This window comes from Agrobacterium sp. 10MFCol1.1 (genome assembly GCF_000381165.1).
Classification (GTDB): Bacteria; Pseudomonadota; Alphaproteobacteria; order Rhizobiales; family Rhizobiaceae; genus Agrobacterium; species Agrobacterium tumefaciens.
Window position 1 is genome coordinate 480391 of record NZ_KB906072.1, and the last position, 24631, is coordinate 505021.

Sequence of the window (24631 nt, forward strand, 5' to 3'; positions counted from 1 at the left end):
CCCTCATTATCTTTCGTCTGTACCATGGGTCCCGACCATCTATACGAGGTTGTTGCGCACGGCGTAGGCGATTGCCTCCGAGCGGGTTTTCGTCGCGGTTTTCCGCATCACGCTTGTAATGTAATTATTGATCGTATTGCGCGAAATGCCAAGTATCATCGCAATTTCGTCGCTTGTCTTGCCTTCCGCGATCCAGAACAGGCACTCAAGCTCACGTTCTGTGAGGTCGATGTCACGCACGGCCTTTGCTTCGCTGGCAATGCCGAAGCTGACGCAATAGCCGGTCAGAAGCGCGATTTCGCGCAGACGATCCGGCGAAGGAACCGAGTGTTCAGGAAACAGCAGCAGAAGCGAAAGACGAATGCGACCCACACAGAAGGAAAGCGCCGAATATTGCCGGTCGATGCCGAAAGGGACAGAAACGTCGTCCGGAAGAACAAGCAATCGCGGCTGCAGAAGCGAAAGGCACTTTTCCATTTCGCTCGATCTGTTCTGGCTGTTGGCGAGTTCGGCACCAAGCCTGCGCACCAGATCGAAAGGCCAGTCGGATGTGATGATGAATTTCAGTCCGGTTTCTTCGAGAAGATCCTCCCGCGCCAGCAGATAATGCGAGGCGCCGGCGTAGGTTACGAGCAGATCCAGCGCGCCTGAAACGTTGCCGGCAGCGGCCGAGGCTGCGACGTTCTTGGCAAGCTGGTCGCGTGGCAAGGGCTTACCCATGCCCTCCATAGGCTTGGCAGACAGCCTGCGGATATCAACATCGACTTTCAATCGCCTACGCCCTCTTGCTCCCAATGGGGAGATTATACCTCGGGATGGAATCATTCCATTCGAGAAGCTTACCAAAATGGGATGGTGAGCCCCCGGAGACCGAATCACTTCATTTTATGGAACGGACTGGGATTTGCCATTACCTGACACCAGCCTTTCCACGTATTTCCTTGTTCGTCTATTCCTAAAAAACATACTGAAAAGCTGACCAATCCATAAACGGCATTCTCAGCCTATTCCCAGCAAACTGTATCGTTGCTGAATTTTTTGTAAACAGTGTCCCAAAGCGGGAATGCGACGGCGCGCGGCGCCAAGATACCAAAGAACCCGGAAATGCGCAAAAGGCCGGGATAACCCCGGCCTTTTTCAAAATCATGCAGCTTTTTCCACTGCCCATTTGCGAAGTATCTTGGCTGCGCGTTCTTCGCTGATTTCCACCATGCGGGAGAGCCTGCGCTCGGGTCCTTCGCGAACCCGGCGGTTGAAGGTGCCTTCGCTGTCGCCGCCTGCCAGAAGATCGTCGGTGCTGTCGAAGCCGAAATCCGCCCCAAACCCTTCCATGAGACCACCAGCACCCGCATCCATGCCGGGAGAGAAATCCGGCAGTTCGAGGCCTGCGGTCTCCTGGCTGATCTGGCCTGCTGCCGCGCCGTTGCCAGTGACCGTACGAACCAGAGGGCGTACACCGAGCCAGACGACGAGGAAAGCAACAGCGACGAAGGCGAGCGAATTGATGATGCCTGCCGAATTGCGGCTGAGCACTTCCATGATGCCCGGCCCGCTTGCGGCTTCGTCGAGCAGCTGCGTTTCGAGGAAGTCCATCGCCGTTAGCGTGACGATATCGCCGCGATCGGAGGAAACCCCCGCAGCCGAGGTGACGATCTTCTGCATTTCGGCAAGATAGGCGTCGATCTTGGCCTGGTCGACGGGTTCGCCGACCATCTTGGCGATGCGACCCTTGTTGACGACCACGGCGACCGAAATCTTCTCGACGGTATAGCCATTCTTGACGGTGGCGACCGTTTTGGAATTGATTTCGTAGTTGGTCTGCTCTTCCTTCTTGGCAGACTGGTCGGAAGACTGCGGGCCGCCTGCGCCGCCCTGGGGCGCTGCCTGCGGTACGTTCTGTTCCACGGTCGCGGCCGTATCGGGCTGCGTTTCCTGGGACTTCTGGTCTTCCTTAACGGTGCGGACGGAGCGCTCGACGCGCGATTCCGGATCGTAGACGGTTTCCTGAATCTGCCGGCTGTCGGTATTGAGCTGCGCCGTCACGCTGGAGCGGAAATTGTCCATGCCGAGGAAAGGCGCCAGCGCCTTGTCGATATTGGTGGTGATTTCCTGCTGAACGTTCTGCGCCAGCGTCAGCGAGCGGTTCATGGCGGCGTTGGTGACGTCGTCACCGGAAGCGAGAAGCTGGCCGGTGGAATCGAGCAGCGTCACGTCATCGACTTCAAGGCCGGGAACGGCCGAGGCGACGAGATGACGGATGGAAGCGGACGCTTTGCGCCCGGCGGTGGCATTGGCTCGAATCATGACCGATGCGGTGGGCTTCTGCTCACCGCGGCGGAAATTACCGACATCCGGCATGACGATATGGACGCGTGCGGCCGCAATTCCGTCGATCTGCTGAATGGAGCGGCTGATCTCACCCTCAAGCGCGCGAACCCGGGTCACTTCCTGCATGAAGGAAGTCAGTCCGAGAGAACCGACATTGTCGAAAAGCTCATAACCGGCATTGGCACTGTCAGGCAGGCCGCGCTCGGCCAGAAGCAGCCTTGCCTTGCTGGTGAGGCCGACCGGAACCTGGAGGCTGGCGCCATCCGTTCCAACCTGAAAGTCCAGCCCCGCTTCGGCGAGTGCAATGCTGATCTTGTTGAGGTCGCTTTTTTCAAGTCCCACATAAAGGGTCTCGTAAGCGGGACGGTTCACGTAAAGTGCTGCTGCAAGGATAATGGCCATGGACAAAATGCCCACGCCGCCCAGCATCAACAACCGTGTCTGACCCAGCGCCGCGAAATTCTTCAAGACCTGAGGGATTTGATTTAACAGATTCATTCTGTTCCGCACCGTCATTCATAGAGTCCGAGACCTTTTGGCCCCGTAATGACAATAGTGTGCGAAGCTTGCGCGAGCGTTGCCTTTATCCGCAATCCGCGAAAGGAAGGGAACCGCCAGATGAATGCTGTCTAGAACAGATCGAAGTCGCCGGCGACCTTGTCCAGCGGCTGCGAATGGCCGTGGCGGATGGCTGCGCCCAGCGCCTTTTGCATTTCTGCCAGCTTGACGAGGCTGAGCGCGGTCGAGACATCCACGATCCAATCACCGGGAATAGAGCCGGTGACGGTATCGATGAACTCGGCAAGGCCGCGGGTTTTCTGGACGGCAAGGTCGATGCCCTGCAAGAGCTTGACGCCATCGCTGGACAATTCGCCGCTTGTCGCTTCCAGCAGTTGCGGCTCGATGCGCTCGATCAGATAGGCGACATCGTGCAGTTCCGATACCACGCGCATCAGAACGTCGGGCAAGGCTTCTTCGAACGGAGTGGTGCCGGTGTTGTTTGCAATCTGCATTGGAAACTCCGTGACTAGAAAAATTCGATGTCGTTGGCGACGGGCTTGGGGGCCGGCACCGGACGCGTTTCCATGGCGACCGTCTTCTGGGTTTCCGCGCCGCTCAGCGGATGCTGTCGTGCACGGCCCGAAACCGGCCAGAACTCGATCTTGCGGCCATGATCCCCGCCCGTGGAGGAGCTGATGACCGGTATGCCTTCATCCTTCAGAAACTGCATGGCAAAGATGGCGTTCTGCTCACCGACATTGGAGAAGCTGGCAATCGTTTTTGCGCCGCCGAAAACCTTCGCCTCCAGCCGGTCGCGGCGTGCGCCCTTCTTCAGAAGACCGTTGATCAGCAGTTCCATGAGATGCACGCCATAACGCGTCGCATCCCCACCGGTCACGTTGCCCGTTCCCGGCAGCAGGAAGTGGTTCATTCCTCCAATGCCGGCAACGGGGTCTCTCAGACAGGCGGCCACGCACGAACCGAGTATCGTCGTCATGACCACGTCGGGATCGCTGACAACCTTGTACTCGCCCTGAATGATATGTACGCGCTTGGCCGCAGCTTCAATCATTTCAGCGATCCGAAAACCGCTTCGATGGCTGCGCGCATCTTGTCGATGGTGAAGGGCTTGGCCAGCACGTTGTTTGCGCCGAGCTGCGCTGCCTTCTGCACCAGCGCACGGTCGCCCTGTGCGGTGAGGATGATGAAGGCCGCCTTTTTGAGGGTCGGGTTTGCCCGCACGGCGTGCAGGAAACCGAGGCCGTCCATCTTGGGCATGTTGAAGTCGGAGATAACGAGATGATGGGGCTGCTGCTCCATGATCTTCAATCCCTGCTCGCCGTCGCCAGCGGCAGTGATCTGCTTGAAGCCGAGCTGTGTCAGCGCATCGCTGAGCAGCAGCCGGCTGGTCACCTGATCGTCGACGATCAGAACTTTGATCTTTTCTGCGAGAGACATTAGTCAGCACCTTCTTTGCGGGCAGTGGTTAGTTTCAGGATTTCTTCGCCGATTGAGGCCAGCGGCAATTGCAGTTCAACGGCGCCAAGCTCAAAGGCCACTCTGGGCATGCCGTAGACGACACATGTTTTTTCGTTCTGGCCGACGGTTCGCGCACCGGCATGCCGCATTTTCAGCAGCCCGGCCGCGCCATCGCGGCCCATGCCGGTGAGAATGACGCCGACGGCGTTGCGTCCGGCAAGCTCGGCGACCGAATCGAACAGCACATCAACTGAAGGGCGATGGCCGTTGACGGGATCGCGCTCGATAAGCCGGCAGCAGGGCGCGTTACGATTGGAAATCTGCAAATGGCGTTCACCGCCCGGCGCAAGGTAGATCTTGCCGGTCTGCAGGCGCGCCCCATCCGTCGCCTCTTCCACGACGGGTGCGCAGATGCGGTTCAGCCGTTCCGCGAAACTCTTGGTGAAAGTCGGCGGCATGTGCTGGGTGATGACCGTCGGCGGACAATTGGCCGGGAACTTCTGGAGCACGGCAATCAGTGCCTCGACACCGCCAGTGGAGGAGCCGATGGCGACGACTTTGCGGCCGGCACGATAATCGCTGACCGGGGTCGGCTGGGCTGCGACAACGGGTTCCGGGCGCGCCGTGCGGTAAGCTGCGTGTTGCGACCGTGCTGCGGCCTTCACCTTATCGGCCAAGTCGCCGAAGGGGCGCGCATCGCCTGGAGCCGGCTTGCCGACACAGTCGAAAGCACCGATTTCAAGCGCGGCGAGCGAGGCATCCGCGCCGCGGTGCGTCAGGGACGAGACCATGATGACCGGCATCGGCCGCAGTCGCATGATCTTTTCGAGAAACTCGAGGCCGTTCATTTCCGGCATCTCGATGTCGAGCGTCACGACATCGGGATTGAGCTGCTTGATGGCGGCGCGCGCTTCCATGGCATTGCCGGCCTGCCCAACCACCTCAACCTCCGGATCGGCCTTGAGGACGGCGGAAATCAGGCCACGCATGGTGGGGGAATCATCGACGACGAGGACCCGTGCGAGTGCGCTCATGCCTTCCTCCCGGACGTGTGACCAATGTAGCGGTAGGTGGTGATGCCGGTATTGTCGAACAGGTTCTTGGCGTCGCCGGACACTCTTTCGGAATGGCCGATGTAAAGATGACCGCCTTCCGGCAGCAGGCCTGCAAAACGCGTCCAGATACGCATCTGGGTCGGCTCGTCGAAATAGATGACGACGTTGCGGCAGAAGATGACGTCGAAGTTGCCCTTGAAGGGCCATTGCGTCATCAGGTTCAGTTCATTGAAGGTGATGAGGCGCTTGACCTTGTCATCGATGCGGAACTTGCGGCGACCGCCGGCATCAACTTCCGTGAACCATTGCTTGCGCATGGCGGGAGACACGGTTTCGAGCGCGTTATCGTCGTAAACACCGGCACGGGCCTGCGCCAGGATCTTCGGATCGATGTCCGTCGCCAGGATCTTGAAATCGTAGTCCGCCGCATTGGGAAACATGGCGAGCACGGTGAGCGCAATCGAATAGGGCTCCTGCCCGTCTGAGCAGGCGGCCGACCAGATGCGGACGCGCCCGCCAGTCTTTGCCCTTGCAATGAGGCCCGGCAGGACCTCGTCGCGCAGGTGTTCGAAATGGTGGTTCTCGCGGAAGAAGCGCGTGAAATTCGTCGTCAGGTGCGACAGCATTTCGCGGCGCGCAGCCGCTCCATCGGGCGATGACACCAGTGCGCAATATTCCCGAAACCCGGCCAGTCCGAGATTGCGGATATGCTTGGACAAGCGCGAATAGACCAGCGACGCCTTGGTGTCGTTGAGATAGATGCCCGCATCCGCGTAGATCATCGCAGCGATCTCCGACAAATCGCGTCTCGTCAGCGGATATTCGCCGCTGGCAAGAACGTCATCGGGAGACTGTCGCTGATCGCTGAGATTAAGTGCTGCCATTGGATATCCGCCTTCAACCCGTCGCCGCGAGTGACATTTCCTGTTTCAGTGGCTGCCCGCGCGAAGCGCTGACGATGGCGTCGACATCCAGAATGAGCGCAACGCGTCCGTCACCCAGAATGGTGGCGGCGGCAATGCCTGGAACATGGGTATAGTTGGCTTCCAAAGACTTGATGACGACTTGGCGCTGTCCCTGGATCGCATCGACCATCAGGGCGCGCTGGCCGCCGCCTTCCGATTCCACCAGAAGCGCCACGCCTTCCACAGGATCGGCCTGGGTCGGACGGAAGTTCAGAACGCGTCCGACATCGACCAGCGGGCAGAAAGAGTTGCGGATGGAAATCAGCCGCTGGTTGGCGCCGAAGGAGTGAATGTTCTTCGCTTCCGGCTGCAGGGTTTCCACGATTGCCGTCAACGGAACGACAAGCGTCTGGCCGGCCACGGTTACCACCATGCCGTCGAGAACGGCAAGCGTCAGCGGCAGGCTCATGGTGAAGGTCGAGCCAAGACCGGGGCGCGAGGAGATGTTGATGCGGCCGCCGAGCGCCTGAATGGAACGCTTGACCACATCCATGCCGACACCACGGCCGGAAATGTCGGAAATCTTGTCTGCGGTAGAGAAGCCCGGCGCGAAGATCAGATTGTCGATCTCCTCGTCCGTGAGGTTCGCATCGGCGGCAATGAGATCGTTGTCGATCGCCTTCTGGCGGACGCGCTCGCGGTTGATGCCCGCGCCATCGTCCTGAAGCTCGATAAGGATGCGGCCCGACCGGTGCTTGGCCGAAAGCTTGATGGTGCCTTCCGGGTTCTTGCCAGCGGCTTCGCGTTTTTCCGGCGTTTCGATGCCGTGGTCCACCGCATTGCGGATCATGTGCGTCAGGGGTTCGGCCAGCTTGTCGATGACCGTCTTGTCGACTTCCGTGTTCTCGCCTTCGGTAACGAGGCGGATCTGCTTGCCGATCATGTCGGCAACTTCGCGAACGATACGCGACATGCGCTGGAAGACAGGCTTCACCGGCTGCGCACGGATCGCCATGACGCTGTCCTGGATTTCGCGCGTCAATTGCTGGAGTTCGTCGAGACCCATGTTGACGGCAGACGTGCCGCTCGCATCGTTTTCGATGACGCTCTGCGACAGCATCGCCTGATTGATGACAAGCTCGCCGACGAGGTTGATCAGGCGGTCAACACGGTCGAGATCGACACGAATGGTCTGGCCGGCGCTTGCATTGGCCGCGGCATTTGCATTCGCCTGCGCTGCGGCCGGCGCTGCCGCAGCCTCACGCTTTTCGATGGCGGCGTTGACACTCTGGGCGATCTGCGTCGTTGCGACGGCAACCTCGACGACTGCGGCAACGTAGGGCTCTTCCGCCCCGGCGGTCACAACGGCCGGTTCCCCTTCCGCATCACCGTCGAGAGCCGACAGGTCGAACGGAACCGGGATCATCGGCAGCTCTTCCGCATCCGCAGCGGTTTCCGAAAGAATCGGGGTGATTTCGAGATCGCAATCCCATTCGGCGAATTCGAAGACGCTGCGGATACCCTCTTCACCCTTGTCGGTCGAGATCGAAACCGTCCAGGAGAAATAGGACGCTTCTGGATCGAGCTTGTCGAGCGAGGGCAGTTCCGACAGGTCGCAATTGACGCTCATCTCACCGATGCGCGAGAGATCGCGCAGGAGAAGGGCTGCTTCATTGCCTTTCGAATAAAGCGATGCGTGCGGCTTGAAGGTTATCTGGAAAGACGGCGTCTCCATCAACGGCGTCGTTTCATCGGCAAAGTCCGAGAAGGAGAACGGGATAGGCTCGAAACCGCTATCGTCCGTCGGCTTGGGCGCAACGGGTTCCGGCATCTTTGCGACAACCGGCGCTGCCACCGGCGCGGATGCGTGGACGGTTTCCCCGTTGGCCAGGGCTTCCAGTTCCTTGACGAGGCCACGGGTGCGGCTTTCGTCGACGCTGCCGCCGTCTCTTGCCGCATTGGTCAGGTCCGCCAGCACGTCGGCGGAACGCAGCATGACTTTCAGGACGTCCTGTGTCGGTTCCAGCTTGTTGGAGCGAACGCAGTCGAGGGTCGTTTCAAAAACGTGGGCGAAGGCCACGAGATCATCCAGACCGAAGGCACCCGCCCCGCCCTTGATGGAATGAACGGCACGGAAAACGGCGTTGACGGTTTCCGGATCACGGTCACCGTCATTCAATTTAAGAAGCCCCGATTCCAGTTCCGCGAGTTGTTCCTCGCATTCCTGGAAAAAGATTTCCTTGATTTCGTTCATATCCATCGTGAAATGTCCCGTATCAGGCAGTTACGCGTTCAATGGCATCGATGAGCTTCGCAGGATCGAACGGCTTGACGATCCAGCCGGTCGCACCGGCCTGACGGGCGCGGTTCTTCTTCTCTGCGTCGCTTTCGGTCGTCAGAACGAGGATCGGTATGGCCCGGTACTTCTCGTTGCGACGCACACCCTCGATGAAGCCGAAACCATCAAGACGGGGCATGTTGATATCGGTCACGATGACGTCGGGGTTGCTCTGCTCCAGCACTTCAAGACCCTCAATGCCGTCTTCAGCCTGAATTGTCTCGAAACCGGCATTGTTGAGCGTGACCAGGAGCATGTTCCTGATCGTTCTGGAATCATCCACGGTAAGAACTTTTTTCTTCACTTCTTGATCTCCTTCAGGAGCAAATGATCGATTTCGACGCCTATCAGTTTCATGGTCTTGTCGAATGCATCGGACACTCTGGCAAAACCGAACGGCTTGCCGTCCTCTTCCCAGGACTTCGCACCGGCCATCAGGACCTGGGCGCAAAGCGCACCGATACGTTCCACCTCGGACGCATCCACCGACAAAGGTGCTCCTCTCAGCGTCATCAGCTTGCCGTGCAGCGCCGATGCCTCGTTGAGATCCAGCACCGGTGACAGTTTCAGCGTCGCCTCAGCTGCTTTTCTGGCTGCCATTACATGACTCCTTGGCGTCTGAATTGTTGGTAATCCTGGCCGTAATCCGTGCGGTTATCCGCACGGGCCACAAATGATGTGTCCTGCCGAGCCGTAGCGGCGACAGCTGCCGCCTGTCCCTGACGGGCAATGCGGAATTCGCGAATGGTGCGGCCGAGTTCCAGAATGACAGTGTGAAGCGTATCGGCCTCCGAGGAGCCATTGCCCATATCGGCAAGGTTCCGGTCAGCCTGTCTTTGCTGTTCACCGATGTCGGCAGCGACTGATTGCAATTCGCCGGCGTGCTCTGCCGCGTGCCGGGAGACCTCAGTGATCATGTCGTTGATGCCGGATACCTGCCGGACAACACCGCCGATTGCGTCCTGCGTGCGGTTGACCATGTGCACGCCGCCTTCGACCTGCTTTTTCGTGGAGCCAACGAGGCTTTTGATCTCTCTTGCAGCGTCTGCGGAACGCTGGGCCAATGCCCGGACCTCCTGCGCGACAACGGCAAAACCGCGTCCGCTGTCACCGGCGCGTGCTGCCTCGATACCGGCGTTGAGGGCGAGAAGGTTCGTCTGGAAAGCGATCTCGTCAATCGTGCCGATGATCCGTCCGATCTGCTCGGCGGATTGCTCGATATCCGACATGGCGTTTATCGCCTCACCGATTGCCTTGCCGCTTTCGACCGCCGCCTCACGGGCATGGGAAACCGCCGTCTCCGCCGCCGAAATGCGGGCGCCGTTTTCGGCCACATCCCCGATCATCGTCTGGATCGCACGGGAGGTGTCGGCAAGGGCTGCGGCCTGCTGGCGGGAGCGCTCCGCCATGGAACGGCCAATGTCGGCAAACCGCGCGCTCAGCGCCTCGGCTTCACCGATGCTGTTTTGCGCCGATGTCAGTGACGCGCCAATCGTCTCGAGTGCCGCATTGAAAGTGGCAGCAACGTCGCGGTAGGCGTCGGGCACGTCGCCGCCGATGCGGGCCTGCAAATCGCCTGCGGCAAATGCCGTCAACGCTTCGCCCAGCAACCTTGCGGCTTCGGAGCGGTCATTGTCGCGCTGTTCTGCCAGTTCCCGGCCATGGCGCAGGCGCAATTCATTGAAGCGCAACGATACGGCAATCTCGGTATCGACCATCACCAGACGGACGACGTTCTTGACGGTTTCCGCCAGTTCGCGGCTCTTTTTACGGTTGCCGGGCAGGATGGAGCGCGGCGCGTGCTCAGTCACCAGACCGCCCAGAAGATGTTCCAGAACGACGGCATGGCTGGCGATCTGCCAGCGCGGATCGAGACCCATACGACCGGCATTATCGGAAAGCACTTTCACCCGCTCGGCATAAAGCCCATCGAAACGCGCATCGGTCAGCACGCTCCAGTGCGAGGATTGCAAATCGTGCAGGCGGTCGAGCTGGTTTTCGCTTTCGAAAGACGGCGAACAGTCCGGCATGGACTGGAAACGGTTCATCACATCGCGCAGGCCAGCCTTAACGTAAGGCTCCAGCATGCTGCGATAATTGCGCAGGAAATCGGATTGCGTCTCGTCGAGGCCGGCAAAGCGCAACCGCCCCGCCAGGCTTGCGCCTGCCGATCTCCGCGCTTGTTCTGATGGCAAGTCCTGCCCCAACCGACGACCCCAATAATATGACGGCCGATAAAACCCGGCCAAATGGCAAGGTTCAGAACGCCAGCACCCTTAAGGGGGATTTTTGAACGAACATACCCATCGCGGACGATGCGGCATCGACGCTTGCCTGACCTTCTTGAACCAAGAAACGAAATACCGGATCGGGCCCGGTACGGCAGTGCGGCGTCATGCCTGGAAGGGGAGATAACCCCATTCCGCCGTGGAAATACCATCAATCTTTATGGTTAATTCCTTGCTTGAAAGTTAAGAAACATCAGCACCGGCGTCAAACGGTAAAATTTGTAAAAGCTTTTAGCCATTGTCGCCCCTACTTTGCCGCAAACGGGCAAAAACGAAAAGGAATCGGACGCGACGGGCGGTTTTTCCAGCCTGTGCGCTGGACAAGCGTGTCCGCCTTCCCCTAAAACAAATCAACGGGATATTCGCTCAGCGGTGATGCTTTAGAGAGACCTTTACGATCAAGGAGACGCCAACTTGTTACGGATGGAGAAATGCCGCTGTTCAAGGCGCCATCCGCAAGTGTTGATCGGTCTTGTGGTTGCGAGCCTGCTCGTCATCATCGGCTTTCAGGCGCCATCCGGCATCAAGGCAATCTCAAAGACCAGCCGTCTGGAACGATTGCAGACGGCTGACCTAAGCCACTCCCCCTCGCCTCGCGATAAGGACTGCACCACCGGCGACGATCACGGCTGCAAGGCTCACAACGGTGCTCCGGGGCTTCGCCCCGTCGGTTTTCCCTCGACCATCCTGCGGATCGTGGCTGACGCCAAACCGGCCGTCACGCCTGTTGCCATCGCGCCACAAACTTTCCGAGACTTTGCGAACGTGATTCCAAGAGCACCTCCGCATATTATCTCTTAGTCATTCCGGCGGTCCTCATCATTCGGTTCCTTGCGAACCTTGAGGGATCGGAGTCGTCGGAAACCCGCCGTAGGCTCCAATTCCAGAGAGAAAACCGCCGCCGCATATGACACTTGCAACCGTTCTACCATTTATTATCGCATTGCCGTTCGTCGGCGCTCTCATAACGGCCTTCATGCCGCGCGAAGGCGCGGCCGCAAGCGCGGCCTACGTAGCAAGCGCCGTAGCCCTCTTCGGCCTGGTCGGCAGCATTCTTCTTTATCCAAATGTCAGTGGCGGTGGCGTGCTGAAATACGATGTGGAATGGCTGCCGCAGCTGGGGCTTAATTTTACCCTGCGGCTGGATGGCTTCGCCTGGATTTTCGCGATCCTCATTACCGGCATCGGCCTGCTCGTGGTTCTCTACGCCCGATATTACATGTCGGCCCAGGACCCTATTCCACGGTTTTTCGCCTTTCTGCTCGCCTTCATGGGCTCGATGCTCGGCATAGTGCTGTCCGGCAACGTCATTTTGCTGTCGATCTTCTGGGAAATGACCAGCATCTTCTCGTTCCTGCTGATCGGCTACTGGCACCAGAACGCCGGCGCACGCGATGGCGCCCGCATGGCGCTGACCGTGACCGGCATCGGCGGCTTCAGCCTGCTCGCCGGGCTTCTGATCCTCGGCCACATGGCGGGAAGCTACGATCTGGACAAGATCATCGCGGCCGGTGCCGATATCCGCGCCCATTCCCTTTATCTGCCCGCACTTATTCTCATCCTTGGCGGCGCGCTGACGAAAAGCGCACAGTTTCCGTTTCATTTCTGGCTGCCCAATGCCATGGCGGCGCCCACGCCCGTTTCCGCCTATCTGCACTCGGCCACCATGGTGAAGGCCGGGGTTTTCCTGCTGGCGCGGTTCTGGCCGGTGCTGGCAGGCACGCCGGAATGGTTCTGGCTGGTGGGTGCTGCAGGCGTCATCACCCTGCTGCTCGGCGCCTATTTCGCCATGTTCCAGCAGGACCTGAAAGGCTTGCTCGCCTATTCCACCATCAGCCATCTGGGGCTCATTACCACGCTTTTGAGCCTGGGCAGCCCGCTTGCGGCGGTTGCAGCGATCTTCCACATGGTCAACCACGCCACCTTCAAGGCATCGCTGTTCATGGCGGCCGGCATCATCGACCATGAAACCGGCACGCGCGACATGCGGCGACTTAGCGGGCTTTACACCTATATGCCGGCAACCACGACGCTCGCCATGGCGGCGAGCGCTGCAATGGCCGGCGTGCCCCTGTTCAACGGCTTCCTCTCCAAGGAAATGTTCTTTGCCGAGGCCGTCGAAACCCACGCGGACTCGCTGCTGGACCGGGCTTTGCCATACGTCGCGACGTTGTCAGGCGCCTTCGCCGTCGCCTACTCGCTACGCTTCATCCACACGGTCTTCTTCGGCCCCAAGCCGGTTGACCTGCCGAACCCCAATCCGCATGAGCCGCCGCGCTGGATGCGTTTCCCGATCGAGTTCCTCGTTTTCGCCTGCCTGATCGTCGGCATCGTTCCGAGCCTGTCGATCGGCCCGTTCCTGCATTCGGCTGTGCTTTCCGTTCTCGGTCCGCAAACGCCCGTCTACAGCCTGTCGATTTGGCACGGTTTCAACCTGCCGCTCATCATGAGTATTGCAGCACTCGGCGGCGGCGTTGCCATCTATGCCCTGCTCGGCGGCTATTTCTCCCGCTGCGACGACGGCCCGCCGATCTTCCGGCATCTTCGGGGACAGCGCATCTTCGAGCGCATTCTCGTCACCGTGTCCTGGAAGTGGGCGCGGTGGCTGGAAAGCACGCTCGGCACCCGGCGCCTGCAGCCGCAGCTGAGGCTTCTGATCCTCGTGGCGATTCTTGCCGGTTTCTCGCCGCTTTTCCTCTCGGAATTTTCATTGTCGCTGCCGCGCGTGACGTCCTTCGATCCGATCTTTGCCATTCTGTGGCTGATCGGCATGATCGCCGCGCTGGGTGCCGCCTGGCAGGCGAAATATCATCGTCTCGCCGCACTCATCATGCTCGGCGTCTCCGGCCTTGTCACCTGCCTCACATTCGTCTGGCTTTCTGCACCCGATCTCGCGATCACCCAGTTGCTGGTCGAAATCGTCACCACCGTTCTGATCCTGCTCGGTCTCAGATGGCTGCCGAAACGCTTCGAGAAGGTGGACAGCAGCGATGAATTGCCGGCGCAGCTTCGCCGCGCCCGTGACTTCCTGCTGGCCGCAGCAAGCGGCATTGGAATGTCCGTCATCGCCTATGCGGTCATGACCCTGCCCGTGCCGAACGCCATCGCGACCTATTTCCTCGAGCGCGCTTATTCGGAAGGCGGCGGCACCAATGTCGTCAACGTCATCCTCGTCGATTTCCGCGGCTTCGACACGTTCGGCGAAATCGCGGTGCTGGCGATCGTGGCGCTGACGGTCTTTGCGCTGCTTCGCCGTTTCCGCCCTGCACATGAAAGCATCGGGGTGCCGGAACAGCAGCAGATGCAAAACGCCTTCGATGCGGAGAGGCCCGACCGCAGCAAGGGCGATACGGTGCGCGACTATCTCTATGTACCGTCCATCGTCATGCAATGGATGTTCCCGGTTATCGTCACCTTTTCGATCTTCCTGTTCATACGCGGCCACGATCTGCCCGGCGGCGGCTTTGCGGCCGGCATCACTATGGCAATCGCGTTCCTGCTACAATATCTCGCCGGCGGCGCGCGCTGGGCGGAGGATCGCATCCGCATCCTGCCGCTGCGCTGGATGGGCTTCGGCCTTCTGATGGCGGCGGCAACCGGCATGGGGTCATGGTACTTCGGCTATCCGTTCCTGACCTCTTATTTCCAGTACACGGAGATACCCTATATCGGCAAAATGCCGACGGCATCCGCCTTGCTGTTCGACCTCGGCGTCTTCTCGCTGGTCGTCGGCTCCACCGTTCTTATTCTTATAGCACTGGCACACCAATCGTTGCGTAACTACCGCGTTCGCACGCCTGAAGCCGCAAAAGCGGAGGACGTGTAATGGAACTCATTCTTTCAATCGGGATCGGCATCATGACCGGCTCCGGCGTCTGGCTGATCCTGCGCCCACGCACTTATCAGGTCATCGTCGGGCTTTCGCTGCTGTCCTATGCCGTCAACCTGTTCATCTTCGGCGTCGGCGGAATCAAGACCAATGCGCCGCCGGTGCTGGTGAACGGCGTCGACAGTTCCACGCTTGCCGACCCCGTGCCGCAGGCGCTGGTGTTGACGGCAATCGTCATCGGCTTTGCGACGACTGCGCTGTTCCTCGTCGTGCTTTTGGCCGCCCGTGGGCTTACCGGCACCGACCATGTGGACGGGAGGGAGTCGAAATGATGTCGTTCCCCTTCCACATCGTCATCGCGCCCATTCTGGTGCCGCTGATCACCGCAGCCCTCCTGTTGTTCTTCGACGAGCGCCAGCGCGTGGCGAAGGCCGCCATCAGCCTTGCCTCGACCGTGATATTGCTTGTTGTCGCCATCCTGCTGTTCCGCGAGGTGAACTCGACGGTCAATACCGAGATCGCGGCGGTGGTTTCGAGCGGGGTCTATCTGCTCGGCAACTGGCCGGCACCCTTCGGCATCGTGCTCGTTGCCGATCGCCTCTCCGGGCTGATGGTGCTTTTGACGGCACTGCTTGCCATTCCCTCGCTGATCTATTCGCTGGCGAAATGGCATAAGGCAGGCGCGCATTTCCATTCGCTGTTCCAGATGATGCTGATGGGCGTCAACGGCGCTTTCCTGACCGGTGACCTCTTCAACCTCTTCGTTTTCTTCGAGGTTATGCTCGCGGCATCCTATGGTTTGCTGTTGCATGGCTCCGGTCAGCAGCGCGTCAAGGCCGGGCTGCATTACATCGCCATCAACCTCGTCGCCGCATTGTTCTTCCTGATCGGCGTCAGCCTCATTTATGGCGTCACCGGCACGCTGAACATGGGTGACCTTGCCCACCGCATCGACGGCCTCAACCCGGACCAGCGCATGCTGCTTGAAACCGGCGCTGCGGTTCTCGGCATCGCGTTCCTGGTCAAGGCTGGCATGTGGCCGCTGAATTTCTGGCTGCCTTCCGCCTATGGCTCGGCTTCAGCACCTGTCGGCGGGCTGTTTGCTATCATGAGCAAGGTCGGCATCTACGTCATTGCCCGCCTGTCCTTCCTGCTTTTCGGGCAGACGGCCGGGGAATCGGCCGGTTTTGGCCATGATGCCCTGCTTGTCGGCGGCATCGCCACCATCATCTTCGGCGCCATCGGCGTTCTTGCCTCGCAGGCGCTTGGGCGGCTGGCCGGGTTTTCGGTTCTGGTGTCCTCGGGAACACTTCTCGCGGCCATGGGCACCGGCAATCCCACGGTTGCAGCCGGCGCGCTCTTTTATCTCGTCAGTTCCACACTCACCATCAGCGCTTTCTTCATGCTGATCGAACTGGTGGAACGCGGGCAGGATGCCGGCGCGAACGTTCTTGCCGTAACCATGGAAGCCTATGGCGAGGGCGAAGAGGAGGAAGAGGAAGAAGAAGTCGGCGTAACCATGCCCGGCACCATGGCGGTGCTCGGGGCGTGTTTTGCAGCCTGCGGCATTCTCCTCGCCGGTCTGCCGCCGCTCTCGGGCTTCATCGCCAAATTCTCCATGCTGACCGCCATTCTCAACCCTTCAGGGCTGGGTGCCAATGACAGCGTCTCCACCCTTTCCTGGTGGCTGGTCTTCCTGATTGTCTTTGCAGGTTTCGCCTCGCTGATCTCGATGACCCGCGCGGGCATCCGCACCTTCTGGGCCTCCCTCGAAGGCACAGTACCGCGTGTTCTCGTCATCGAAATAGCGCCCATCATGCTGCTGCTGGGACTGACACTCGCCATGACCGTGCAGGCGGGGCCGGTGATGCGCTACATGCAGGAGACGGCGCGTATTCTCGATCTGCCGGCCAGCTACATTCAGGGCGTCATTTCCGCCCCAAGAGCGGGAACCAATCCGGAGGCGCAGCCATGATAAGCCGTGTCCTGCCCTACCCGCTGCTGACGGTTTCGCTGATCATCTTCTGGATGACGATCAACAGCTTTTCAGCCGGACATCTGCTGCTAGGCACCGGTGTGGCCCTCATCGCCTCCTGGGCTATGGCGTCGCTCCGGCCGGCAAAACCTCGCATCCGCAACTGGCACAAGCTCGTCAAGCTGATCGCGATCGTGCTTTACGACATCGTCCTGTCCAATATTTCCGTCGTGAAGATCATTCTGTTCCAGCGCGAGAGAGATCGCAAATCCGGTTTCCTCGCGGTGCCGCTCGATATTCGCGATCCGATGGGATTGGCCGTTCTGGCGACAATCCTCACCTCGACACCGGGAAGCGCCTGGCTCGAATATAATTCCAGCCAGGGCACGCTTCTGCTCCATGTTCTCGACGATGAGGATGAGGCGGCCTGGATAAGCCTCATCAAGAACCGATATGAAAAACTGTTGATGGAGATATTCGAATGAGTTCGATTATCCTTTTCTGGTCCTTTTCGCTCGCGCAGCTGATGCTCGCCATTGCCATGACGATTTCCGTTTACCGCATCGCCATCGGCCCACGCGCCCAGGACCGGGTGCTCGGCGTTGACACGCTCTATGTCAACGCCATGCTGCTTCTCTTGACCTTCGGCCTGCGCACCGGCAACGACATCTATTTCGAGGCCTCGCTGCTCATCGCAATCCTTGGCTTTGTCTCCACCGTTGCCCTTTCCAAATTCATGATGCGTGGCGAGGTGATTGAATGAACAATGCCGCAGAATTTCCGCTCTGGGCCGCCATTCTGGTGGCGTTCTTCGTCCTTCTGGGCGCCTCGCTGACGCTGATCGGCACCATCGGCTTTGCCAAGCTCAACAGCTTCTACGAGCGCCTGCATGCACCGACGCTCGGCACCAGCTGGGGCACCGGCGGCATCGTCATGGCCTCGATCATCTATTTCTCCGTCTCCGGCGACCGCTTCGCCTTCCACGAGATCTTCATCGGCATCTTCGTGACGGTGACGACACCGGTTTCCCTGATGCTACTCGGCCGCGCCGCGCTTTATCGGGACCGGGCGGAGCAGAATACGGATAACCGGGAGCATCTGTAGCACCGCGGACTCAGATAATTTTTGCGTGAATTACCTTCCTGAAGATCAAGGAAACTCTCCTGCGACGAGTCTTATCCGATGATCCACTTGCGGGCGGCTTTCCGATTGTTGGACAAGTAGGCAGACGTAACGCATCGAGTTACATCGTCCGCGCTAAAAAACCGATGACAACGGAAGCAATCTGCTCTCGCCAGCGCGGAGGAGGCAACACGCATTCAATTCAGGAAAAAATGAAATTAAGAAGAATGGTGCCCGGAGGCGGATTTGAACCACCGACACGCGGATTTTCAATCCGCTGCTCTACCAACTGAGCTATCCGGGCACTTCAGGTCCTTGAAGAACCTCCGCTTTTGGCGGGCGGGGCTGTTTGGTGCCCCGAAAGTGAGCGGGGTTATAACATCTTGTTCGGACATGGCAAGCGCCATAGCGAAGTTTTTTGACAGTTTTTTCACGGCGCCTGTGGATGGCTGGAATACGTGCGCTGTGAAGGCCTTATCGTGGCTGGAAACGCGCTATCGGCAATCCGCCAGAACTGATCGACATCAGTCAGGTGGCGGATTCAGGCGCGGCTGATCCGGGCGAGCGGCGGTTGGGCGGCTTGGGGCAATTATGCCCCTTCCCTGCGCCGTGCGGCAAGTCCAAGCGCAAAAGGCACCACAGCCACCAGAGCCGCCATGACGGGTGAGGACGCGAAGATGCGGCTGGCAAGCGAGGTAACGGCAACGGAGCGCACAACCATCATCAGGCGCGAATTCTCGTGGTCTTTCTCGTGCCTGATATCTGTGGGTTTGTGGCGGGTTGGATGGGACGCCGATTCCAGCTTTTTCACATCGCGGCGCAGCTTTTCCAACTGTTTGCGGAGTTCGTCCAGTTCCGCGCGTATCGACTGGTCCACCGTAGCGGAAGCACGCGCCTCTCGGACAGCGGGCTTTTCTGCCTCTTTCTCCGCAGCTTCTTCATCAAGTTCAGCCAAGTGGTCGTCAAGGTCCGATGGTTTGTCGAAACCATGGGATCGCAGCGATGTCTTCATTGCAGTCTCCTGAAGTGTCCTGAATTGCGGCACCGGGCGCGCATCGCCCGTTCACGCCTTCTCAACGCCCCAGCCGGGCAAAGGATGCACATAAAGCGACGGTATCGGCACGATAGGCCGATAAAAAAACAGGCCCCGAAGGGCCTGTTCATTTGTGTGTCTTGAAGGCTTATGCCGCTTTCGCGGTGCTGCCATAGGGATCGAAGCGACCGTAGAAGGTCTCGCCCTTGGCCGCCATGTCCTTCAGAAGCGGCGTCGGCTTGAAGCGTGGGCCATAGGTCTCGCTCAGCTTCTCGGCCAGCGCCACGAAGGTCTTCACGCCCATGCCGTCGATATAGGAGAGGGCGCCGCCGGTGTAGGGCGCAAAGCCGAAACCGAGGATGGAGCCGACATCGGCCTCACGCGGGTCGGTGACGATGCCTTCTTCCACGGTGCGGGCGGCTTCCAGCGCCACGGTGACCAGAAAGCGCTGTTTCAGCACTTCCATATCCACATCCTCCGGCTTCTGCTGAGGATAGAGATCCTTCAGGCCGGGCCAGAGGGACTTCTTGGCGGGCTTTGGCGGGTAGTCGTAAAAGCCCTTGGCGTTCTTGCGGCCAAAACGGCCCTCGCCTTCCACCAGCTTCTTCACCAGTTCCATATGGCGCGGATCGACAGCCTTTTCACCGAGATCGGCGACGGTTGCTTTCAGGATCTTGTAGGAAAGATCGATCGCCACCTCGTCGTTCAGCGCCAGCGGGCCGACCGGCATGCCGGCGAATTTCGCGGCATTCTCGATCATGGCGGGCGGCACACCCTCGATCAGCATGTCGTAGCTTTCCGCCATGTAACGCAGCACGCAGCGATTGACGAAGAAGCCGCGCGTATCGTTGACGACAATCGGCGTCTTCCTGATCTTGGCCACATAATCCAGCGCGACGGCCAGCGCCTTGTCACCCGTTTCCTTGCCGAGGATGACTTCCGTCAGCATCATCTTCTCGACCGGCGAGAAGAAGTGGATGCCGATGAAATCCACCGGGCGCTTGGAGTTCTTCGCAAGCCCGGTGATCGGCAAGGTGGAGGTGTTGGAGGCGAAAATTGCGCCTTGCGGCAACACGGCTTCCACGGCCTCGATGACGGCCTTTTTCACGTCGCGGTCTTCGAAGACGGCCTCGATGACGAGATCGGCGTCGGAGAGCGCCGCGTAATCCGCTGTCGGGGTAACGAGGTCGAGCAAGGCCTTGCCTTCATCCTGCGTCAGCCTGCCCTTGCCGATGGCGGCCTTGACGCTTTCCTCGCAATGGCCCTTGCCCTTGTCGGCGGCTTCCTGATCGCGGTCCACCAGCGTGACGGGGATACCGGCTGCGGCAGTGACATAAGCAACGGCAGCGCCCATGAAGCCCGCGCCGACGACGCCGACCTTTCTGAACTCCGTCTTCGGCTGACCGGCCGGGCGGCGCGCGCCCTTGCCCAGTTCCTGCATGGAAACGAACAGCGAGCGGATCATGCCGAAGGCTTCCTTCGAGCGAAGGATTTCGGTGAAATAACGCTGCTCCACCTTCAACGCCGTATCGAACGGCAATTGCAGACCCTCATAGACGCATTTCAGGATAGCAAGTGCTGCCGGATAGTTGCCGGCGCTTTCACGGCGCAGGATCGCCGGAGCGGCCGGCCAGAGCTGGGCAGCGGCCGGCGTCCAGATGCCGCCGCCGGGGGCCTTGAAGCCTTTTTCATCCCAGGGGGCAACCGGCTTCAGGCCGTCCTTGATCATTTGCTTGGCAGCGGAAATGAGCTGATCCGGATCCACCACCTGATGAACCAGCCCCATGGCCTTGGCGCGCGCACCGGTCAGCGACTGACCGGTGGTCATCATCTGCAAGGCGGATTGCGCATCGGTCAGGCGCGGCACGCGCTGGGTGCCGCCGGCACCAGGGAAGATGCCGACCTTGACTTCAGGAAGGGCTATCTTGAGGCTCTTGGCATTCGACGCGACGCGACCGTGGCAGGCAAGCGACAGCTCGAAAGCGCCGCCCATGCAGGTGCCGTTGATGGCTGAGACCCAGGGCTTACCGTTGGTCTCCAGCTTGCGGAACAAGCCGGTCATGCGGCCGACCAGTTCGAACAGCTTGGCGGCTGCCTGATCCGGGTCCTTCGCCTTCTCGTCATTGTAGAAGGAGAACATCGACTTGATCATCGAAAGATCGGCACCGCCGGAAAACGTGCTCTTGCCGGAGGTGAAGACAACACCCTTGACGGCAGCGTCGGCGACAGTTGCGTCAACGATGGCGTTCAGTTCGTCCATCACCTCGGAAGTGAAGACATTCATGGACTTCTCCGGCATGTCCCAGGTGACAAGGGCAATGCCGTCTGCGTCCGTCTCGATGGTGAAATTGGTATAAGTGCTCATTTTGGGATTCCTCTTCCCTGAATTTCGTTTCGCCGAACTTCCCGATCCCTCATTCCTGTGCCTGTCACAGGAACCCAGTCAGCCCAAGTCTTTGGGCTGGAATACTCTCGCGCGCCGCAGACGCGGCGCTGCTGGAATCCCTGTGACGAGCACAGGGTGAGGAGCCTGGGGTTAGCCCTCCGTAACTCAAACCCGCTCGATAACCGTCGCCGTGCCCATGCCCGCGCCGATGCAGAGCGTGACGAGGGCAGTGTTCAGATCGCGCCGCTCCAGCTCGTCAAGCACCGTGCCGAGGATCATCGCTCCTGTCGCACCCAGCGGATGGCCCATGGCGATTGCGCCGCCATTGACGTTCATCCTTTCGTGGCTGATGTCGAAAGCCTGCATGTAACGCAGCACGACGGCGGCGAAGGCCTCGTTGAGTTCGAAAAGATCGATATCGGCAAGCGACATCCCGGTCTTTTTAAGAAGCTTCTCGGTCACATCCACCGGGCCGGTCAGCATCAGCGCCGGATCGGAACCGATATTGGCGAAAGCCCTGATGCGGGCACGCGGCTTCACGCCCATCGCCTCGCCGCCCGCCTTGGAACCAACCAGAACGGCGGCCGCGCCATCGACGATACCGGACGAATTGCCCGCATGGTGCACGTAGTTGATACGCTCCACTTCCGGGTGCGCCATGATGCCAACGGCTTCGAAGCCGCCCATTTCACCCGGCATCTGGAAAGAGGGGTTGAGGGAAGCCAGCGCCTGCATGTCCGTACCGGGGCGCATATGTTCGTCGCGGTCGAGGATCGTCAGGCCGTTGCGGTCCTTCACGGGGATAACGGACTTGTTGAAATAGCCCTTTTCCCAGGCATGCGCGGCGCGCTTCTGGCTTTCGACAGCATAGGCGTCGACATCGTCCCTGGAGAAACCATATTTCGTGGCGATGAGATCTGCCGACACGCCCTGCGGCATGAAGAAGGCGGGGAAGTTGACCGAAGGGTCCATGTACCAGGCGCCACCAGACATGCCCATGCCGACGCGCGACATGCTTTCCACGCCGCCGGCAATGACGATATCGTCGGAGCCTGCCTTGACCTTGCCGGCCGCGAAGTTGATGGCATCGAGACCTGAAGCGCAGAAGCGCGAGATCTGCATTCCCGGTGCCTTGTTGGAATAACCGGCCTCGAAGGCGGCGGCTTTCGGGATAACTGCACCGGCATCCATGACGGGATCGACACAGCCCATGATGATGTCATCGACAGCAGACGTATCGAGCCCGTTGCGGTCGCGGATGGCTTCCAGCGTCTTGGCGGCAAGGCGAACGGAGGGCACCTCATGCAGGCTGCCATCCTTCTTGCCGCGTCCGCGCGGGGTGCGGACATGGTCATAAATGTAAACGTCGGTCATTAACTCTCTCCCTCGGCGCGTGACACGCCCTGTCAGAATGCTTCCGCAGCCAGTTCCATCATGGTGTCCGCGCCGGTTTCGATGCAGGCCTTGCGTAGCGCCGTTTCCGGCATGATGCGCTCCATATAAAACTTCGCCGTGACAAGCTTGGTCTTGAGGAAATCCTCGTCCGAAGTGCTACCTGCCGCAAGGGCTTCGCTCGCCGCCTTCGCCATGCGGGCCTGCATGTAACCCAGCACCACGATACCGAAGAGGTGCATGTAATCGGTCGAACCGGCACCGGCATTGTCTGGCTTGGCCATGGCGTTCTGCATGAACCACATGGTTGCGGCCTGCAGGTCGTTCAAGCCCTTCTTCAGGCCCTTGGTGTAGAGGCTAAGCTTTTCGTCAGCGCGGTTTTCCTCGCAGAAATCGCCGATTTCCTTGAACAGCGCCATGACGGCACGGCCGCCATTCATGCCGAGCTTGCGGCCGACCAGATCGAGCGCCTGAATGCCGTTCGCACCCTCATAGATCATGGTGATGCGGGCATCGCGGACATATTGGCTCATGCCATGTTCCTCGATATAGCCGTGACCGCCGAAGACCTGTTGCGCCATCACGGCATGGTCGAAGCCCTTGTCAGTCAGCACGCCCTTGAGGATCGGCGTGACGAGACCGAGCAGGTCATCTGCCGTCTGACGCTCTTTCTCATCGGTCGACCGGTGGGCGATATCGGATTGCAGCGCGGTCCACAGAAGGAAGGCGCGACCAGCCTCGTTATAGGCCTTGATAGTCATCAGCGTACGGCGGATATCCGGGTGCACGATGATCGGATCGGCCTTTTTATCGGGGAATTTTGCCCCGGAAAGTGAACGGCCCTGAATGCGCTCGCGGGCATATTCGACCGCATTCTGATAGGCGATCTCACCCACGGACAGGCCCTGAAGGCCGACGCCGAGGCGGGCCTCGTTCATCATCACGAACATGGCGGAGAGACCCTTGTTCTCCGCACCCAAGAGATACCCCGTCGCATCGTCATAGTTCATGACGCAGGTGGCGTTGCCGTGGATGCCCATCTTGTGTTCGATCGCGCCGCAGGTGACGCCGTTGCGCTCGCCGAGCGAACCGTCCTCCTTCACGAGGAATTTCGGCACGATGAACAGCGAAATACCCTTGGTGCCTTCCGGCGCGCCCTCGATGCGGGCAATCACCAGATGGACGATATTATCAGTCATGGAATGTTCGCCGGCCGAAATGAAGATCTTCTGGCCGGAAATCTTGTAGCTGCCGTCGCCCTGCGGAACTGCTTTTGTGCGCAGCAGGCCGAGATCGGTGCCGCAATGGGGTTCCGTCAGGTTCATGGTGCCGGACCATGTTCCCTCGACCATCTTCGGCAAATAGGTTTCTTTCTGCTCCTGCGTGCCATGGACGAGGACGGCAGCGATGGCGCCCTGCGTCAGGCCGGGATACATCATCAGCGACAGGTTGGCGGACGACATATACTCGCCAATCGCCGCATGCAGCGTATAGGGCAGGCCCTGTCCGCCGAATTCCGGCGGTACGGCGAGGCCGATCCAGCCGCCTTCACAATAGGCGTCGTAAGCCTCCTTGAAACCATCAGGAACGGAAACCGAACCATCATCTGCACGCTTGCAGCCCTGTTGATCGCCAGACAGGTTCAGCGGGAAAAGCCGCTCCTCGGCAAGTTTCGCCGCCTCGCCGGTAATAGCCTCGATCATGTCGGGGGTTGCATCCTCGAAGCCGGGCAGGTTGTTATACCGCTCGAGGCCAAGAACGTCGTTCAGAATAAAAAGCGTGTCTTTAACTGGGGCCTTGTAAACAGGCATTACCGATGTTCCTCCGCATCGTGAAAGCCGGAGCCGATCCGGCCGATATGGGATGACAATATTTGACGTGCGCGTAAACGTCAAATAAATTCCGGTCGAATGTCATGGCCCTTTTTCCGCGCAATGCTTGGCCAGCCCCACGCGAAAGCGTTACGAGCCGCAAAAGTTAAAAAATTCCAACCATAGTTA

General features: G+C 59.7%; 22 protein-coding genes and 1 tRNA gene. 7 read left to right on the plus strand and 16 right to left on the minus strand.

The window, feature by feature from the left end; genetic code table 11:
* Nucleotides 1-39 precede the first annotated feature (39 nt).
* From visN to F617_RS0102540, 11 genes are all read right to left on the minus strand, one after another.
* Complete coding sequence (gene visN / locus F617_RS0102485; protein WP_003515014.1) at nt 40-771, minus strand: transcriptional regulator VisN; 732 nt, start codon at nt 769-771, stop codon at nt 40-42.
* Nucleotides 772-1143: 372 nt separating this feature from the next.
* Nucleotides 1144-2826 (minus strand): flagellar basal-body MS-ring/collar protein FliF, encoded by a 1683-nt coding sequence (gene fliF, locus F617_RS0102495; protein ID WP_003515013.1) that lies wholly within the window; start codon nt 2824-2826, stop codon nt 1144-1146.
* A gap of 131 nt (nt 2827-2957) precedes the next feature.
* Nucleotides 2958-3341 (minus strand): hypothetical protein, encoded by a 384-nt coding sequence (locus F617_RS0102500; protein ID WP_003515012.1) that lies wholly within the window; start codon nt 3339-3341, stop codon nt 2958-2960.
* A gap of 14 nt (nt 3342-3355) precedes the next feature.
* Nucleotides 3356-3901 (minus strand): chemoreceptor glutamine deamidase CheD, encoded by a 546-nt coding sequence (gene cheD / locus F617_RS0102505; protein ID WP_003515010.1) that lies wholly within the window; start codon nt 3899-3901, stop codon nt 3356-3358.
* Nucleotides 3898-4287, minus strand: coding sequence for a chemotaxis response regulator CheY2 (cheY2, locus tag F617_RS0102510; RefSeq protein ID WP_003515008.1), 390 nt, complete (start codon nt 4285-4287; stop codon nt 3898-3900). The genes cheD and cheY2 overlap by 4 nt, the downstream gene beginning before the upstream one ends.
* Entirely contained in the window at nt 4287-5342 is a 1056-nt protein-coding gene (cheB, locus tag F617_RS0102515; RefSeq protein WP_019564319.1) for a protein-glutamate O-methylesterase CheB, read from the minus strand. Before cheB ends, cheY2 begins: the two co-directional genes overlap by 1 nt.
* The gene (gene cheR / locus F617_RS0102520; RefSeq protein ID WP_019564320.1) at nt 5339-6247 is read right to left on the minus strand and encodes a protein-glutamate O-methyltransferase CheR; all 909 of its coding nucleotides are present in this window, start codon (nt 6245-6247) and stop codon (nt 5339-5341) included. The genes cheB and cheR overlap by 4 nt, the downstream gene beginning before the upstream one ends.
* A gap of 13 nt (nt 6248-6260) precedes the next feature.
* Complete coding sequence (locus F617_RS0102525; protein WP_019564321.1) at nt 6261-8528, minus strand: chemotaxis protein CheA; 2268 nt, start codon at nt 8526-8528, stop codon at nt 6261-6263.
* 16 nt (nt 8529-8544) lie between these two features.
* Nucleotides 8545-8910 (minus strand): chemotaxis response regulator CheY1, encoded by a 366-nt coding sequence (gene cheY1, locus F617_RS0102530; RefSeq protein ID WP_003493773.1) that lies wholly within the window; start codon nt 8908-8910, stop codon nt 8545-8547.
* Nucleotides 8907-9206, minus strand: a complete 300-nt coding sequence (locus F617_RS0102535; RefSeq protein WP_013635450.1) for an STAS domain-containing protein — start codon at nt 9204-9206, stop codon at nt 8907-8909. The genes cheY1 and F617_RS0102535 overlap by 4 nt, the downstream gene beginning before the upstream one ends.
* The gene (locus tag F617_RS0102540; protein WP_245260751.1) at nt 9206-10801 is read right to left on the minus strand and encodes a globin-coupled sensor protein; all 1596 of its coding nucleotides are present in this window, start codon (nt 10799-10801) and stop codon (nt 9206-9208) included. The genes F617_RS0102535 and F617_RS0102540 overlap by 1 nt, the downstream gene beginning before the upstream one ends.
* 516 nt (nt 10802-11317) lie before the next feature.
* Between F617_RS0102540 and F617_RS0102545 the strand changes: the two genes are divergently transcribed.
* The 7 genes from F617_RS0102545 to mnhG all read left to right on the plus strand — a co-directional run bounded on the left by F617_RS0102545 (nt 11318) and on the right by mnhG (nt 17802).
* Nucleotides 11318-11695, plus strand: coding sequence for a hypothetical protein (locus F617_RS0102545; RefSeq protein ID WP_026330635.1), 378 nt, complete (start codon nt 11318-11320; stop codon nt 11693-11695).
* Nucleotides 11696-11801: 106 nt separating this feature from the next.
* Nucleotides 11802-14720: a monovalent cation/H+ antiporter subunit A gene (locus F617_RS0102550; protein WP_019564324.1), complete on the plus strand. Its 2919-nt coding sequence runs from the start codon at nt 11802-11804 to the stop codon at nt 14718-14720.
* Nucleotides 14720-15055, plus strand: a complete 336-nt coding sequence (locus tag F617_RS0102555) for a Na+/H+ antiporter subunit C (protein WP_003514993.1) — start codon at nt 14720-14722, stop codon at nt 15053-15055. The genes F617_RS0102550 and F617_RS0102555 overlap by 1 nt, the downstream gene beginning before the upstream one ends.
* The gene (locus tag F617_RS0102560; RefSeq protein ID WP_019564325.1) at nt 15052-16698 is read left to right on the plus strand and encodes a monovalent cation/H+ antiporter subunit D; all 1647 of its coding nucleotides are present in this window, start codon (nt 15052-15054) and stop codon (nt 16696-16698) included. Before F617_RS0102555 ends, F617_RS0102560 begins: the two co-directional genes overlap by 4 nt.
* Nucleotides 16695-17183, plus strand: coding sequence for a Na+/H+ antiporter subunit E (locus F617_RS0102565; RefSeq protein WP_003514990.1), 489 nt, complete (start codon nt 16695-16697; stop codon nt 17181-17183). Before F617_RS0102560 ends, F617_RS0102565 begins: the two co-directional genes overlap by 4 nt.
* The gene (locus tag F617_RS0102570; RefSeq protein WP_003514989.1) at nt 17180-17461 is read left to right on the plus strand and encodes a K+/H+ antiporter subunit F; all 282 of its coding nucleotides are present in this window, start codon (nt 17180-17182) and stop codon (nt 17459-17461) included. Before F617_RS0102565 ends, F617_RS0102570 begins: the two co-directional genes overlap by 4 nt.
* Nucleotides 17458-17802 carry a monovalent cation/H(+) antiporter subunit G gene (gene mnhG, locus F617_RS0102575; protein ID WP_003514988.1) on the plus strand — a complete coding sequence of 115 codons (345 nt, stop codon included), beginning with the start codon at nt 17458-17460 and terminating at the stop codon, nt 17800-17802. The genes F617_RS0102570 and mnhG overlap by 4 nt, the downstream gene beginning before the upstream one ends.
* Before the next feature lie 246 nt (nt 17803-18048).
* On the opposite strand, the gene F617_RS0102580 is transcribed toward mnhG, so the two are convergent.
* The 5 genes from F617_RS0102580 to F617_RS0102600 all read right to left on the minus strand — a co-directional run bounded on the left by F617_RS0102580 (nt 18049) and on the right by F617_RS0102600 (nt 24442).
* Nucleotides 18049-18124 (minus strand) — tRNA-Phe (locus F617_RS0102580).
* Nucleotides 18125-18409: 285 nt separating this feature from the next.
* The gene (locus F617_RS0102585) at nt 18410-18832 is read right to left on the minus strand and encodes a hypothetical protein (RefSeq protein WP_013635445.1); all 423 of its coding nucleotides are present in this window, start codon (nt 18830-18832) and stop codon (nt 18410-18412) included.
* A 169-nt stretch (nt 18833-19001) separates the two neighbouring features.
* Entirely contained in the window at nt 19002-21218 is a 2217-nt protein-coding gene (locus F617_RS0102590) for a 3-hydroxyacyl-CoA dehydrogenase NAD-binding domain-containing protein (protein ID WP_019564326.1), read from the minus strand.
* Nucleotides 21219-21404: 186 nt separating this feature from the next.
* Nucleotides 21405-22613: an acetyl-CoA C-acetyltransferase gene (locus tag F617_RS0102595; protein WP_013635443.1), complete on the minus strand. Its 1209-nt coding sequence runs from the start codon at nt 22611-22613 to the stop codon at nt 21405-21407.
* A 32-nt stretch (nt 22614-22645) separates the two neighbouring features.
* Nucleotides 22646-24442 carry an acyl-CoA dehydrogenase C-terminal domain-containing protein gene (locus F617_RS0102600; protein ID WP_019564327.1) on the minus strand — a complete coding sequence of 599 codons (1797 nt, stop codon included), beginning with the start codon at nt 24440-24442 and terminating at the stop codon, nt 22646-22648.
* Nucleotides 24443-24631 lie beyond the last annotated feature (189 nt).

Excerpts from the sequence above, each read along its gene's own strand:
- F617_RS0102560 (WP_019564325.1), top strand. The coding sequence starts at position 15,052 with ATGATGTCGTTCCCCTTCCACATCGTCATCGCGCCCATTCTGGTGCCG.
- F617_RS0102600 (WP_019564327.1), bottom strand. The coding sequence starts at position 24,442 with ATGCCTGTTTACAAGGCCCCAGTTAAAGACACGCTTTTTATTCTGAAC.
- cheY2 (WP_003515008.1), bottom strand. The coding sequence starts at position 4,287 with ATGTCTCTCGCAGAAAAGATCAAAGTTCTGATCGTCGACGATCAGGTG.
- F617_RS0102535 (WP_013635450.1), bottom strand. The coding sequence starts at position 9,206 with ATGGCAGCCAGAAAAGCAGCTGAGGCGACGCTGAAACTGTCACCGGTG.
- F617_RS0102590 (WP_019564326.1), bottom strand. The coding sequence starts at position 21,218 with ATGAGCACTTATACCAATTTCACCATCGAGACGGACGCAGACGGCATT.
- F617_RS0102525 (WP_019564321.1), bottom strand. The coding sequence starts at position 8,528 with ATGGATATGAACGAAATCAAGGAAATCTTTTTCCAGGAATGCGAGGAA.
- cheB (WP_019564319.1), bottom strand. The coding sequence starts at position 5,342 with ATGAGCGCACTCGCACGGGTCCTCGTCGTCGATGATTCCCCCACCATG.
- F617_RS0102550 (WP_019564324.1), top strand. The coding sequence starts at position 11,802 with ATGACACTTGCAACCGTTCTACCATTTATTATCGCATTGCCGTTCGTC.
- F617_RS0102565 (WP_003514990.1), top strand. The coding sequence starts at position 16,695 with ATGATAAGCCGTGTCCTGCCCTACCCGCTGCTGACGGTTTCGCTGATC.
- F617_RS0102585 (WP_013635445.1), bottom strand. The coding sequence starts at position 18,832 with ATGAAGACATCGCTGCGATCCCATGGTTTCGACAAACCATCGGACCTT.
- F617_RS0102570 (WP_003514989.1), top strand. The coding sequence starts at position 17,180 with ATGAGTTCGATTATCCTTTTCTGGTCCTTTTCGCTCGCGCAGCTGATG.
- cheR (WP_019564320.1), bottom strand. The coding sequence starts at position 6,247 with ATGGCAGCACTTAATCTCAGCGATCAGCGACAGTCTCCCGATGACGTT.
- fliF (WP_003515013.1), bottom strand. The coding sequence starts at position 2,826 with ATGAATCTGTTAAATCAAATCCCTCAGGTCTTGAAGAATTTCGCGGCG.
- F617_RS0102555 (WP_003514993.1), top strand. The coding sequence starts at position 14,720 with ATGGAACTCATTCTTTCAATCGGGATCGGCATCATGACCGGCTCCGGC.
- F617_RS0102545 (WP_026330635.1), top strand. The coding sequence starts at position 11,318 with ATGGAGAAATGCCGCTGTTCAAGGCGCCATCCGCAAGTGTTGATCGGT.
- F617_RS0102595 (WP_013635443.1), bottom strand. The coding sequence starts at position 22,613 with ATGACCGACGTTTACATTTATGACCATGTCCGCACCCCGCGCGGACGC.
- cheD (WP_003515010.1), bottom strand. The coding sequence starts at position 3,901 with ATGATTGAAGCTGCGGCCAAGCGCGTACATATCATTCAGGGCGAGTAC.
- F617_RS0102500 (WP_003515012.1), bottom strand. The coding sequence starts at position 3,341 with ATGCAGATTGCAAACAACACCGGCACCACTCCGTTCGAAGAAGCCTTG.
- mnhG (WP_003514988.1), top strand. The coding sequence starts at position 17,458 with ATGAACAATGCCGCAGAATTTCCGCTCTGGGCCGCCATTCTGGTGGCG.